This window comes from Chitinophagaceae bacterium, from assembly GCA_016713085.1.
In the GTDB taxonomy this organism is placed as follows: domain Bacteria; phylum Bacteroidota; class Bacteroidia; order Chitinophagales; family Chitinophagaceae; genus Lacibacter.
Genome location: JADJPV010000002.1, coordinates 1567184 through 1581906, shown reverse-complemented (window position 1 = coordinate 1581906; position 14723 = coordinate 1567184). Strand labels below are relative to the sequence as shown.

Here is a 14723-nt window from a genome sequence, read left to right as displayed (position 1 = left end):
GATAATATGATAACAACTTCAGTTTTTCACAGCATCAGTTATTGCGCCACATCCCTGTGCGATTCACTTTATTCTTTTTAGATTTAACTATCTCAACTCTATTCAGATTACAGAACCGTTATTGAATTGCTTACCACATTGCCTGATGTTTTATTTTTTACACCCGGTTGCCCGCCGCCAATGCTGATCATTATTTTTCCTGAAGGCTGAAACAGTTTTCCATCTTCTTCACTTACAAGAGATAATTCTTCCGGCGTTAGTGTAAACGAAACAAGTTTACTTTCACCTGCTTTTAAAGCGATACGTTTAAAACCTTTCAATGCTCTTACAGGTGTTTTTCCCTTGATGTATTGATGTGATATATACAACTGTACAACTTCTTCACCTGCACGGGCGCCGGTATTTTTTACAATGACTGATACGGTGATTTTTTTATTCTTTGCTGTTGCTTTTGGAAGTTTCAAAGCACTGTAGTTAAAGGTAGTATAACTTAATCCGTAACCAAATGGATATAGTGCTTTACCTCTGAAGTAACGGTAGGTTCTTCCATCCATTGAGTAATCACTGAAGCCTGGAAGATCATTGTCGCCTCTGTAAAATGTAACGGGTAAACGTCCTGCAGGATTATAATCACCAAACAATACATCTGCAATGGCAGTGCCTGCACTTTGTCCGCCATACCATGTATTGACGATGGCAGGAATGTTTTCATCTTCCCATGGAATTGCAATTGCACTTCCCGTCATCATCACAAACACAACAGGTTTGCCTGTTGCTTTTAAAGCTTTCATTAATTCTGTTTGTACAGCTGGCAACATGATGCTTGTGCGGTCGCCTCCTTTAAAGCCCGGAACATTAACGGGCATTTCTTCACCTTCCAGCTGAGGTGAAATACCTCCTGCGAAAATGATAGCATCTACATCTTTTAAGCGATTGGCTAAAGCAGTGAAATCTGTTTTTACATAATTACCTGCCCGCAGTTTTACGGTAGCATCGCCTTCACTCTGGCGGAAACTCATTTCAATTTTGTAAGTAACACCTTTTTTTACCGGCAGGTTAAATTGCTTACTGCCCCAGCGGTTGCGTTCCCATACATCTACTACTATACTGTCATTAATTAAAACCCTGTAGCCGTCATTGGCTTCACTTTCAAAACTCATTACTTCATCTTTGGTTGCTGTAATGGCAGTAGTATAACGGGCAGAAAAATGTACAGATGGTACACCCGGAAAAGGAATACTTCCTTCCTGCCAGTAATGATTGATTTCTTTTTCTGTTTGCGTAAGAACAGGACTGCCTTCCAGTTTTTCATTGGAGAAGTATTCTGCTTTTACACCTGGTTTGCCATCATAACTGTACAGTGTTGAAATATCTTTGTGTACCAGCAGGGTATCGTTTGCAAAGTTGATGGCCTTTTCATAAATCACTTCCACATCTTTTCCCAGTTTTTCTTTGATGCCTTCCAGTACTGAAACAATATTGGAAGGGGTGCCATTGTAATTACCAAGTACTGCAATTTCATTGTCTGCATTAGGACCAAGTATGGCAATCTTCTTTATCTTTTTGCTTAAGGGTAAAATGTTATTCTGATTTTTCAGCAATACGATTGACTGCTGCGCCATCTTTAAAGCATGTGCTTTGTGTTGTGGAGCTTCCAGCACGGAAGAAGGAGTTTGTGCATACTTCACCATCGATACAGGATCAAACACACCCAACCGGTAACGGATAGTAAACAGCCGTTTAACAGAGATATTAATTTGTTCTTCACTGATCAAACCTTTCTTAACTGCATCAACAAGTGTGTAGAAAGCAGCCCGTCCGCATTCAACATCTGTTCCGTGCAACACAGCATCAACAGAAGCTACTGTTGCATCTTTATGCGTTTTATGAAAACGGAAGAAATCATCAATACCACCACAATCACTCGTTACATAGCCGGTGAACTTCCATTGCTTACGGAGAATATCATTCATCAACAGATCACTTCCGCAGCAGGGTTGTGTATTTACTGCATTGTAAGCGCACATTACACCGGCAACATTTGCATTTACGATCAGTTCTTTAAATGCCGGTAAATACGTATCCCACAAATCATAAACAGTTGGATTGAAATTATCGGAGTGGCGGCTTGGTTCAGGTCCGCTGTGTACAGCAAAATGTTTGGCACAGGCTGCTGCTTTTAAATATTTCGGATCGTTGCCCTGCAGCCCATTTACAAAAGCACTGCCAAGCATAGCAGTTAAGAATGGATCTTCGCCATAAGTTTCCTGTCCACGACCCCAGCGTGGATCACGGAAGATATTAATATTGGGTGTCCAGTAGGTAAGACCAACATAGCGGTCCTTTGTTCTTCCCAATTCAATTGCTTTGTTATTGATAGCTCTTCCTTCCGTTGCAGAATAATCGGCCATGCGGTACAGTGAATTTGTATCCCATGTAGCTGCCATACCAATTGCCTGTGGATAGGAGGTAACCTTATAGGGAGTTCTTGCAACACCATGAAGTGTTTCATTCCACCAGTCATAAGCAGGGATGCCAAGTCTTTCAACAGCAGGTGTTGCATTCAGCATCTGTGCTACTTTTTCTTCCAGTGTTAAACGGCTTACTAAATCATTCACCCTTTGTTCAACAGGTAATTTGTAATTCCACATAGGGAATGATTTGTAATCCTGTGCAAACAGTTTTGCAGCGAATAAGCATAATAACAGCAAACTAAATTTTCTCATCTTTTGTTTTTATTATAAATTCATTTATAGACTTCATCGTTATTCTTAATCTCAAACCAATCGAAAGAAGCTGTATTGTCTGAAGCGTTCCCGTTTGATGTAGCGTACATCGCATACATGCATCCCACAAAACCTCCTGCTGATTTGGTGCTGAGATATTTTCCATCGGCATTATCCAGTACTACCTGCCAATGATTTTTTTTCGTGGCGAAGTAAAATGCATATTTATCTGCTTTCGCTTCAATTTTCAGGAAGATGTTCTTATTCACTTTTACGTTCACCTCTTTACTGACCAATAGCTCTGTTCCTTTATACAATTCTACTGTTTGTTTTCCATTCTTTATTGATTTGCACAGGTAGTAATAATTTTTTTCATTTTGAAATGCCAGTAACCCGGCTTTTTCATATTCCACTTTTGGTATAAAGTTTAATGATGCAGCAGCGTAGCCTTTAATATGTGGCTGATGAAATCCGACAAATGAAGGGTTGTCTGTTCCGGCGCAGGTTCCCGGGCGAAGCTTCAACGTTAATGAACCAGGTTTATCTGTAAGATTGTACCATTGATTATGTACTGTTCTTAAAAACTGGTAACGGATGTTGAGAACATTGTTAGTGAAGTCATCATGGAAAAGATAATTGCCGTTGAAGAGCTCTCTTTTCTCATCTGCAACAGCATTGATATGATAAGAGTATTTTACTTCATCTCCTCCAAGTTCAAATTCAGGCCAGCCATTTTTCCATACTACGGGTGCCATAAATGTTTCTCTGCCTGTATTATAAAAATCGCCTTCATACGGACGGCAGCCTAAAAACACTCCCCACCATTTACCATCTTTCCCTTCAACAAAATCTGCATGACCTGTGGTCGTAATTGGGTTCATTCTTTTTGGATCAAGATGACGTTGTGTAAGGATTGGATTCTTTTCATAAGAAACAAAGGGACCTTCGGGTGATTTACTTCTGAAGACTACTTCCGAATGATTATAACCGGTGCCACCTTCAGCACAGATTAAATAATACCAGCCATCTTTTTTTATCAGGTGCGGTCCTTCAATCCACACAGGTTTTTTGGCCATATCGGTTCCGCCATTAATCAATAATTTTTCTTCACCAACCACTTTCAGGTTCACAGCATCAAATTCAAACATACGTATGGTGCGGTGTCCATCGTGCATAGAAATATTATTCGGAGGGATGCTGTTAAACAGAACATATGCGTTTCCATTGTCGTCAAAAAAAATAGAGGGGTCAATGCCATTTACCTGTGGTAATGAAACAGGATTGCTCCAGGGTCCTTTGGGATCTTTTGCTGTGATAACAAAATTGCCAAGCTTACTTACTTCCGTACAAATAATATAAAATGTACCGTTGTGCCAGGTAATCGCAGGTGCAAATAAACCTCTTGATACACCTGCACCATCAAGGTTTAACTGTTCCGGTCTGTTCATGGCATAGCCAATCTGTTTCCAGTTCAGTAAATCTTTACTGTGAAAAAGAGGCAAACCGGGGTAGTATGCAAAAGAAGAGTTGACAATATAATAATCATCGCCTGCACGACAGATACTGGGGTCGGGATAATAGCCGGCCAATATCGGGTTTTGAAACGACTGTGCATTTGCAAGTATGAATGCAATGTTCAATAGTATTACTGAAAGAAATTTCTTCATTACGTTTTTAACGTTTAATTGTTGTAAGGCTTAATTGTCTGGATAAATCCATTCTCATCATGAATAAGTTCCGTCACTTTTACACTTCGCAAATGTGTTACTCCTTTGCTTAAACTGCTGTCGTGATAAAATAAGTACCACTTGTTTTTAAACTGGCAAATGGAGTGGTGTGATGTCCATCCAACAACGGGTTCTAAAATTCTTCCTGCATAAGTAAACGGTCCGTAAGGATTATCACCAATGGCATAACAGATATAATGCGTATCACCTGTTGAGTAAGAGAAATAATACTTACCATTATACTTATGCATCCACGATGCTTCAAAAAACCGGCGGTCTTTATCGCCTTGCAAAAGAGGTTGACCATGTTCATCAGTGATCACAATATCTTTTGGTGTTTCAGCAAACTCCAGCAAATCATCTCTGAGTTTTACAATCTTCGCACACAATGCAGTTTCATGATCTTCCGGTAAGAATGCAACAGGACTTTCTGCCTGTTCACTTTTAAATGCGCCTGTTCTCCAGCGTTGTAACTGACCTCCCCAGATGCCGCCAAAGTACATATAGTAACTTCTATCATCATCTTTAAAAACGGCAGGGTCAATCGAAAAACTTTTTTTGATCGCTTCCGGTTGCGGTTTAAAAGGGCCTGTTGGTGACGCACTTGTTGCAACACCAATACGGAAGATACCGTCATGTCCTTTCGCAGGAAAGAACAAATAATAAGTGCCGTCTTTTTCCGAAGCATCAGGGGCCCACATTTGTTTATCGGCCCACGGTACATCCTTTACATGCAACGCAACACCATGATCAATTGTTTCTGCAGTTGGGTTATCCATGGAGAGAATATGATAATCTTCCATAGCAAAATGACTTCCCAAATCATCAAAAGCATCACCTGCATCAACATCATGCGATGGGTAGATGTAAATCTTCCCATCAAAAACATGTGCTGATGGATCAGCTGTGTAAATATGCGAAACAAGCGGCTGGGAAATTGCCTTCTTATTTAAATCATCAAAATCAATATGATCAATACTGTCTTCAGGCATGAGAAAGTTTTATGTTATAAGTTTAAGTTATGCCGTTCTTCTTTGTTTTAAATCGGCTTCAATCTGCACTTCCTTCTTTTTATTTATTTCATAGAAGAACAATAATGCAACTGCTATAAGAAATGGTATTGCAGGGAATATACTAATGAGCATTTTAGTGCCATTAATGGCAGTTGCTGTTTGCCCTGAAGTACTATTGGCCACATATTCGTATTTGCCCAGTATCCAGGACACTAATGAACTGCCAATACTTAAGCCGGCTTTTAAACCCACCATCATGGCAGAGAATATAATGGCAGTTGCCCGACGGTTATTTTTCCATTCACTAAAATCAGCCACATCAGCGATCATCGTCCATAATATTGGTGTGCTTATACCGTAAAAAAAGCCGTGCAATATTTGTGCGCCAAAAATTATTCCAATTGATTTTGGCTGAAAAAAGTAAAATAAAATAATGAACAGGGTTGATATAAACAGCGATGCCATAAATACATTTCGCTTGCCATATTTATTTGCAAATTGTTGCGACAACATGATACCAACCAAACCCACTAAAATACCACCACCATTAAAAACCCCCAAACCTAAGGAAGTGTCATTTTCAAAAGTGGGAAGAAACTTTTTGAATGGGTCTAAAAATGAAGTCAACTCTGCTTTATCAACATAGTTTTCAAAATAATAAACATAAGAACCACCTTTCATGGCCAGGGTAACAAACACCAGCGTGGTAACGGTTAGCATTATGATCCATGGCTTATTTTTAAACAGGTCGGATAAATCTTCCTTTAAGCTCGATTTCTGTTCTGGTTTTGGTACAATTCTTTCTTTAGTTGCTAAAAAACAAATGATCAGCATGATGGTTCCAATGATAGCCAACACCGTCATTACGTTAGATATGCCAACTTTCATTGATTCAGCATCTGTTCCTCCTCCTGCTTTAATAATAAAGTTGTACATAAATACCTGTACAAAAAATTGTGCAAACATTACTGCAACAAAACGATAGGATGACATGCTGTTACGTTCTTTCATATCTCCGGTAATTACACCACTCAGTGCAGAGTAGGGTAAATTATTGGCTGCATATAACATTAACAACATAGCATAAGTAATTACAGCATAAATAACTTTACTCTGATACTCCTCAAAGTGAGGAGTTCTGAATGCTAAAAGAGCAACCACTCCAAGCGGAACAGCGGTCCATAATATCCATGGCCTGAACTTTCCCCATCTTGTATTTGTTCTGTCTGCTATTGCGCCCATTACAGGATTAAAAGCAAATGCAGCAATCAAGCCCACAACAAGTGTTAATGCAGATGCATGTTCAGGTTTTAAGCCGTAGATATTTAAATAGTAGTAAGAAATCCAGGACACTAATGTTTGAAAAACCAAATTCGCAGCAAGGTCGCCAAGGCTGTAGCCTACTTTTTCTAATACCGATAATTTCTGTGATGATTCCATGTTTTGAATTTAATGAGCTGGCAAGTGATTTATTTTTTTAAAGCTATTACTGCATCAAATGCCGGTTTGGGTTTGAAATTTCTATCGAAGAGTAACGGGTAATTTGTTCTGCCGGGAATGGGCCATCCGTTCAGCCATGATTGTCCATCGTTAACACCCCAGAAGGTTACACGGCTGATGTTGTTTTTGTGTTTGATAAAAAGTTTGAATAAATCTTCATAACCTTTTGTGAGCTTTACCTGCATTGAATCTGGCAGACCAGTCGTGTAAGGATTCATCTTTGCACTATATTCGGCTTTCATGTTTACATCAGCTGCATCATTGTCCCAGGGATTGGGCAGCACACCTAAATCCAATTCGGTAAACATTACTTTGATGCCCAGTTTTGAATATTCAATTATACTTTCTTCTATCTCTTTCAACGGCACATTGTATGCCCTCCAGTGACCCTGAATGCCAACACCATCAATGCTAACACCTGCTGCCTGTATCTTTTTGATCAGGGCAATGGCTCCCGCTCTTTTCTTTGGTTGTTCAATGTTATAATCATTGTAATAGAGTTCTGTATTAGGGGCTGCTTTTTGTGCAAGACGAAAAGCTTCCACTATATAATCTTCTCCCAGTTTTTGTAAGAAGACAGATTTACGCAGGCTGCCGTCTTCTTCCAGTGCTTCATTCACAACATCCCATCCTTTTACTTTGCCATCATATCTTGAAGCGATTGTATTGATATGATTTGTAAAAAAAAGCCTGAACGAATCTTTGTTTGAAATTTTAGAAACAAACGGTGCCAGCTGACTGTGCCATATTAATGTATGACCAAATACCGGCATGTTATATTTTTTTCCATAATCAACAATTTTGTCAGCCAGTGTAAAATCAAACTTTTCCCAGGCTGGATGAATGATTACACACTTCATAATATTTTCAGGAGTAATGGCATTAAATTGCTGAGGCACCAACGCCGCTGCATTGGGTTCCTTTTCTTCTATTTGAGCAGCATTTAAAGCTGCGCCAATCAAAAAATCATTTTTGTATGCATCTTTTAAAGTGGAAGATTTTAAGTCTGCCTTTTTTCCGGGGGCGCAACTTAAATTGTATAAAGCAACAATACTAATTGCCAACAGGAGGAATGTATACTTTTTCATATCGAAGCATTTTTGGTATGTTAAAAAAAATTATTTCACTATTAATGTTTCAGGAGGCCCGAGATAACTTGGTTTCATGCCTCCAAAATCCAACACCAGTTTTTGCAACACCACGCCACTGTTCACCATCCAGTACTTCACTATATGTCTTCCCGGTTGGCTGATGGTATGTTTTGTTGTTTTGATGATAATATTTTCACTCACCCACTTGTTCCAGATTCCGCTGATGCTGTTTTTATCTTCTTTGTTTATACTGATGATCTGCGGGGCTTCATCATCAATTGAAACAGCATACTGCAAACCATTTTCTGTATTATGAAAATTGAGGGTGGGAGAGAAGTATGCATTGATTTTAAACTCACCCTTGCTGTAAGTATAAACCTCATATTGCAAATGAGGAGAATTGCCCCCGGGTTTTTGTTCAGCCGCAGTAACTGGGAATGTGGTAATGGCTGAACCTGTTCTTCCATGATCGGGTAGTATTTTCCAGTTGATGCTATTGCTGTTGATTGCTTTGGTGAAATGAGCTGCTTCTATCGATATGCCAATGTCTTCTCTTTCAAAAAATAAATTTCCTTTAGCATTTTCTGGAATTTTAGCAGTCTTGATATTGGGAAGCATCTTAAATTCCTCTGCACCGGCTGAATCATGTAATACATATTTTACTTCCGGCATTTTTTGCCGTATGGGTTGTTGCCAGTAGCTATAGCCAATATGAGTTTGATCCATCATGTGGTTCCATTTTCCATTGTTTATCTGGTGATAATCTAATGTAATTAAGGAATCGGTATAATAGGCCATCTTTACCCTGTCTGCATAAAGGTTAGCAGTTTCATAACTATTTTGATAGTCCCTTTTATTTAATGCAGTATTTAAATAAAGGTTGTATAAATTGGTCATTGCTTTAACAGGGTGAAGCACCAGTTGGAAATAAGCATCATGGTAAGCAATTGGAAGTTGTACTTTTATTTTCTCTGCTTTTATATACAGGTCGTTATAATTATTTGCAACTGTAAACCATTCATCGTAATTGAAACTGTAAGTTTTGTCATCAAGCATTTCGGGCTTTCTTTTTCCATTGTATTTCGTGTACTTCGAAATGATTTCTGCAATTTCTTTTGCATATTGTTTTCCAAACTGTGCAGCACTCCATTGTTCTGTATATTTCTGCAAATCATCAGCGCCAATCCTTTCCGGGTTCCATGCATAATCTAAAAAGAAAGAGATGGGAAACTCCATTGGTTTAATATCACCCACATTCACAATCCAGATGTCTTTTACCTTGTATTCATAAGCTAAATGCATCTGCTCCCACACTCTTGCAATAGGATTTGTATTAAGCCATTTGTAATTACGTGGCCCACCCACATAATCGAAATGATAATAAATGCCGTATCCTGCTTTGCGTGGGGCATCCGTAAGTTTTGGAAGTTTGCGGATGTTTCCCCAGTTATCATCGCATAACAATAGGGTTACATCATCAGGCACTCTCATTCCTTTATCATAATAATCCTGCACTTCTTTATACAAAGCCCAGAGTTGTGGTGTTTGCGATGCGGGTTTGTTTGTTACTTCTGTAATGATCTGCCGTTGGTCTTTTACAGTGCGTTCCAATAATGCTGTTGCAGTTTCACGACTCATTGGCTCATCACCATCGCCACGCATTCCAACGCTTACGATTTTTTCATTGGTTGCACGTTGTATGCCTGCTTTCCAGAATTCTTTCAACCTCACTTCATTACTGTCGTAGTTCCATTTTCCTTTTCCGAAACGCCGCCATTCATCATGTGCACGCATCAATGGTTCGTGATGAGAAGTGCCAATAACAATTCCATACTCATCGGCTGTTTTCATATTCAGGCTGTCGTCAGCATAAAAAGCATTGCCCCACATGGCGGGCCAGATATAGTTGGATTTTAAACGAAGCATCAGTTCAAACACATTTGCATAAAAAAGATGATTGAACCCTCCGAATTTTTCTTTACTCCAGCCAGAGAGGGCAGGAGCTTCATCATTAATAAAAATGCCACGGTATTTTACTTTCGGTGCATCAGTGATGAATGTATTCTTTTTAACATAGATATCTGCTTTCTTCTTTACAGGAACATCGGCCCACCAGTACCAGGGTGATACGCCCATTTGTTTTGAACATTCAAACACAGCAAATGCAGTTCCTCTTCTGTCGCTGCCGGTAATTACCAATGCCTGTTCAACTCCTTTGAATGGATTGCTGATAGTTTGTATTTGATAGGCTTCCCATTTATTTTTGATGGAAGCGGTGCTGATTCTTTTTGCTGTACTAATTGTTTAATGAGAGATGATTGTACAACTGATCCAATGATGATGACTGTTTTGCCCGTAACTGCTTTACTGTGACTGATTGGTATTTTTTTACCCACTATGTTTTCAATATCCTGCTGAAAAAGCAGAGCAGATTTTTTTACTAAGGCCGCATCATTGCTGTCAACATAAATAACTGCGTTGGAAAGTGAAAATGTATTGGCCTCTTTCTTTTCAGATAGAAACTGTGCATTGCTTTTTAATAAGCCTGTGCAAATAACTATAGCAAGCAGAATCGTTTTTTTCATACTATTAATTTTTCATCTCTTTCAGATGAATCAGAATCCAATGCTATTACCACCATCAACCGGCAGTATAACACCTGTAATATATTTTGCCGCATCACTTACCAGGAAAACGGCTGTATTACCAATATCATCAGGCTGTCCCATATGCCCCATGGGGGTACGTCCAAATACTTTTGCTTTGCGTTCGGGATCACTGTTGAGTGCCTTCTCCGTCATAGCAGAATAAATAAATCCCGGTGCAATTGCATTTATACGAATTCCTTTCGGTGAAAGTTCAACGGCCATTGCTCTTGTCATTCCATCAATTGCTGTTTTACTTGCAGTATAGGCAATCACTTTTGGTAAACCGTATTGTGCGGCCATAGAACTGATGTTGATGATATTACCTGTTCCTCTTGGCAGCATATGTTTCACTACTTCACGGCTCATAGAAAAAACTGCTGTAACATTTGTGGTGAGAATATTATGAAACTCTTCATCCGTTACTTCTGTAAATTCTTTTTTCAGATTGATGCCTGCATTGTTCACCAGTATATCAATTTGCCCAAACTGTTTCAGTACTCCTTCTACAAATGCAGGAATGGAAGAGAGGTTACTTACATCGCAGGGAATAGCATAGCATAAGTTCCCCAACTGTTCTTTCGCTTTGGTCAGTTTTTCTTTATCCCTTCCGGCAATGATGGTTGTAATTCCACCTGCAATAAATTTTTCAGCAATGGCAAAACCTAAACCGGATCCTCCACCCGTTACAATTGCTACTTTTTTCCCTGTGTTCATATTTTGATATTAGTAAATTTCTATAAATCAATCTTTTGCCTGTTTTAATCTGTGTCATCAGTGTTTCTATCTTTATCAGTTACCCGGTGCAAACGGGAAACGTAAACTTTTATAATATTCCAATGTTTGGTTGGGTTGTTCATAGTTTGCAGGAATGGGCATTTTTGAAAACGTCTGGAAATACAGCAGGCATGCATTACGCCACCATACAGCTTCTTTTTCCTGAACGTTTAATAACATTGTAACCTGCCTGAAACGTTCAGCATCTACTTTGTTTTTTTGTTTATTCCATAACTGCTGCATCCATCTTACACTGTCAACTCCATGATTATATTGATAGCATAACTCATCCCACAATGTCCTTCTGCTTTTCATCTGATAGGTCCATGGAACATGATGAAACCAGAGTAAATATTTTTCATCACATGTTTTCAGTTCATTCCATTGTGCGGCAGCTTCCGGTTTGTATTGACTGATTGCATTGCTGCCTGTTGCTGTACGGTTAAAACCAATTCCAGCAGAATCGGCTTTGTGGTAATAAACAGGATTCCAGTCGGCTCTTGATAAATTATTCACCCATGGACCTGGCCCATAATGATGACCTGTTGCCATGATATGATGCAGACCGACAGGGTTCATATAGCTCACTGTTATTTCCCTTGAAGACATCATCATTTTTTTTGCATCAGCTACAAATGAATTGTTATTGCTGAAACTCATCCGTAACCATTCATCTGCTATCTGTTCAGATGTTAACCGGTGATCCCAGCTCAATCTTCCTAACGCATACCAGTTGGCCTGTGCAAATGGATGACCTGTCCAGTTGATATCACTCCCAATGTTTGCAACACCTGCCATTCCGCTTAATACATGATTGTCAATACTGCCATCAACAATCTTTACAACTGTACTTCCTTTCCCGTTGCTGTAGGTATCGCTATCCAAACATTCTTTGAATAAGGGAGCTAAATAAACAAGATGTGTTGCCTGACCTAAATATTCCTGTGTAACCTGAAACTCCATCATCAAAGGAGTTTTAGGCATAGCGCCAAAGAGAGGATGAAATGGTTCTCTCGGCATAAAATCAATCGCACCGTTTTTTACCTGCACCATTACATTGCTTCTGAATGTTCCATCAAGCGGAACAAACTCATTGTATGCCTGTTTGTGCCGGTCATCGGGTACATCATGGCTATATACAAATGCACGCCACATAATAATTCCTTTATGTGGAGCAACTGCATCGGCCAGCATGTTTGCCCCGTCAGCATGTGTGCGGTTATAATCCTGCGGTCCAGGTTGCCCTTCACTGTTAGCTTTCACCAGGAAACCGCCGAAGTCAGGAATCAGCGAATAAATTTCATTGATTTTAGTTTTCCACCATTGCTGCACCTCCGCATTTAACGGGTCAGCTGTTTTTAATTCGCCAATTTCAATAGGTGCACTGAATCTTGCTGTCAGGTAAACTTTAATTCCATACGGACGGAATACATCAGCCAGTGCTTTTACCTTTTCAAGATAAGGTAGTGTAAGCGTGGTTGCATTAGCATTTACATTGGTTAATACAGTACCGTTAATGCCAATGGAAGCGTTGGCTCTTGCATAGTCAATATATCGCTGATCAATATAACCGGGTAATGTATGCCAGTTCCAGATTGAGAAACCTGCATAACCTCTTTCAACGGTGCGGTTTAAATTATCCCAGTGATTCAGTAAACGAAGTTTGATGCGTGGAGCAGAAATAATATGTAACTGTTCAAGCGATTGTTGTGTTTGCAGTAGTCGCAGAAAATGAAAAACTCCATACAGAACACCAATGTCTGTATTTGCAGTGATGATAATTTTTTTTGTTGTGATGTTGTTGTGAAAATCAGGAAGCCTTCCGTTTCAATTTTTTTCAGGTCTTCTTTATTAATCAGGGAAGAAATTTCTTTTAATGAAGAGGCCGAACCAATGATAAGTGATGATGAAGCTGCAACAGAAAAAGAAGGGGATAGGGAAGTGCCAGTTAAACCCTTAACTGCTTTTATGATTTCTTCTTTTGCAACATTGATGGTAGCAGAGTTGCCAACAACTGCAAAGGACCTGATATTTTTTTTATACAAACTCAGCACACGGGCATCCGTTATTTTTTCATACCTCAGCCAGAGACGATAGCCATCTTCAGCATGAAGAGTTACAGGTGTTACTGAAACAAAGAAATATATGATGGCAAGTAATCTGAACATTTAAACCTGTTTTAAAAAAAAGTACTTACTTTTTTTTGAGTGATGATTTACGGATAATCAAATCCGATTTTACAATAACTGTATTTGTCTGCATCATGCTGGTGTCATTCTTCATCAGCCCAATGAGGTTTCTTGCAGCTATTTCGCCAATATCAATACCCGGATAGTTGATGGTTGTAAGCTGTGGCTCAACAATTTTACTGATAGCATCATTGTTAAAACCAACAATGGCAATGTCTTCAGGAATATTTATTCCGTGTTCTTTCAGCGTTTGCATACATACTGCTGCAGAAAAATCATTGGTAATAAAAGCGCCATCAGGCATCGGCTTCATTTTTATGATCTGGTGAGCCGCTTCAATTCCGCATTTTTCACTGAGATCTTTTATAAGAAGATTTTTTTCTTCAAACTTAATTTTATTATCAAACAGTGCATCTTTATATCCCCTGAAACGCTGGGCATACACATTGCGGCTAAGGGTGGCTGTTACCATAACGATCCGTTTGCAGCCCTGTTCAATTAAATGCTGTGTTGCTTCGTAGCCACTCTTATAGTTGTCAATAACCACTTTCGGACTTTCAGAGCTTTCATCTACACGGTCAAAAAAAACAAGCGGAATTCCTCTGTCAACGTATGACTGAAAATGATCCAGTGATTCTGTGTCAAACGAAAGCGATGCAATTAAACCATCTACCCGTTTATGAAAAAGGTTTAGTGCATTCGCTGCTTCTTTTACAGAACTTTCGGAAGAGTGTGCTATAATCAAATCATAACCGGCTTCCGTACTTACTTTTTCTATACCTGCCAGTACAGAAGTAATAAAGTTACTATTGAGTTCATGCACGATGATGCCGATGGTATGTGATTTCTGATTGCGAAGACTGCTGGCAAAACTGTTATGCCTGTACCCAAGATCTTTTGCTGTTTCCTGAATTTTTTTCCGTGTGTTTTTGCTGATGGCGGGGTGATTCTTTAATGCCCTGCTTACAGTTGCTGTTGAAAGATCCAGCTTCTGTGCAATATCATAAATTGTTATTTCTTTCTTTCCTTTCATATACTTACGTGCAGATGTAACT

At 39.2% G+C, this 14723-nt stretch carries 7 protein-coding genes and 2 pseudogenes; all 9 read right to left on the bottom strand.

All coding sequences use genetic code 11. From position 1 onward, the window contains the following. Window positions 1–107: 107 nt before the first annotated feature. Entirely contained in the window at window positions 108–2726 is a 2619-nt protein-coding gene (locus tag IPK31_19785; GenBank protein MBK8089971.1) for a glycoside hydrolase family 3 C-terminal domain-containing protein, read from the bottom strand. Window positions 2727–2746: 20 nt separating this feature from the next. Further along, the gene (locus IPK31_19780) at window positions 2747–4393 is read right to left on the bottom strand and encodes a glycoside hydrolase family 43 protein (GenBank protein ID MBK8089970.1); all 1647 of its coding nucleotides are present in this window, start codon (window positions 4391–4393) and stop codon (window positions 2747–2749) included. A 14-nt stretch (window positions 4394–4407) separates the two neighbouring features. After that, window positions 4408–5445, bottom strand: a complete 1038-nt coding sequence (locus IPK31_19775) for a glycoside hydrolase family 43 protein (GenBank protein MBK8089969.1) — start codon at window positions 5443–5445, stop codon at window positions 4408–4410. Window positions 5446–5472: 27 nt separating this feature from the next. Next, window positions 5473–6906: an MFS transporter gene (locus IPK31_19770; GenBank protein ID MBK8089968.1), complete on the bottom strand. Its 1434-nt coding sequence runs from the start codon at window positions 6904–6906 to the stop codon at window positions 5473–5475. A gap of 29 nt (window positions 6907–6935) precedes the next feature. Further along, window positions 6936–8054, bottom strand: coding sequence for an endo-1,4-beta-xylanase (locus IPK31_19765; GenBank protein MBK8089967.1), 1119 nt, complete (start codon window positions 8052–8054; stop codon window positions 6936–6938). A gap of 30 nt (window positions 8055–8084) precedes the next feature. After that, window positions 8085–10642: pseudogene (locus IPK31_19760) on the bottom strand (glycosyl hydrolase 115 family protein). A gap of 30 nt (window positions 10643–10672) precedes the next feature. After that, window positions 10673–11419 (bottom strand): glucose 1-dehydrogenase, encoded by a 747-nt coding sequence (locus IPK31_19755; GenBank protein MBK8089966.1) that lies wholly within the window; start codon window positions 11417–11419, stop codon window positions 10673–10675. A 75-nt stretch (window positions 11420–11494) separates the two neighbouring features. After that, a pseudogene (locus tag IPK31_19750) lies at window positions 11495–13647 on the bottom strand (alpha-glucuronidase). A 25-nt stretch (window positions 13648–13672) separates the two neighbouring features. Then, window positions 13673–14701: a LacI family DNA-binding transcriptional regulator gene (locus IPK31_19745; GenBank protein ID MBK8089965.1), complete on the bottom strand. Its 1029-nt coding sequence runs from the start codon at window positions 14699–14701 to the stop codon at window positions 13673–13675. Between the last annotated feature and the right edge of the window lie 22 nt (window positions 14702–14723).

What these genes read in the sequence shown, in the direction of transcription:
- IPK31_19765 (MBK8089967.1), bottom strand. Translation starts at nt 8,054, where the DNA reads ATGAAAAAGTATACATTCCTCCTGTTGGCAATTAGTATTGTTGCTTTA.
- IPK31_19745 (MBK8089965.1), bottom strand. Translation starts at nt 14,701, where the DNA reads ATGAAAGGAAAGAAAGAAATAACAATTTATGATATTGCACAGAAGCTG.
- IPK31_19755 (MBK8089966.1), bottom strand. Translation starts at nt 11,419, where the DNA reads ATGAACACAGGGAAAAAAGTAGCAATTGTAACGGGTGGAGGATCCGGT.
- IPK31_19780 (MBK8089970.1), bottom strand. Translation starts at nt 4,393, where the DNA reads ATGAAGAAATTTCTTTCAGTAATACTATTGAACATTGCATTCATACTT.
- IPK31_19770 (MBK8089968.1), bottom strand. Translation starts at nt 6,906, where the DNA reads ATGGAATCATCACAGAAATTATCGGTATTAGAAAAAGTAGGCTACAGC.
- IPK31_19785 (MBK8089971.1), bottom strand. Translation starts at nt 2,726, where the DNA reads ATGAGAAAATTTAGTTTGCTGTTATTATGCTTATTCGCTGCAAAACTG.
- IPK31_19775 (MBK8089969.1), bottom strand. Translation starts at nt 5,445, where the DNA reads ATGCCTGAAGACAGTATTGATCATATTGATTTTGATGATTTAAATAAG.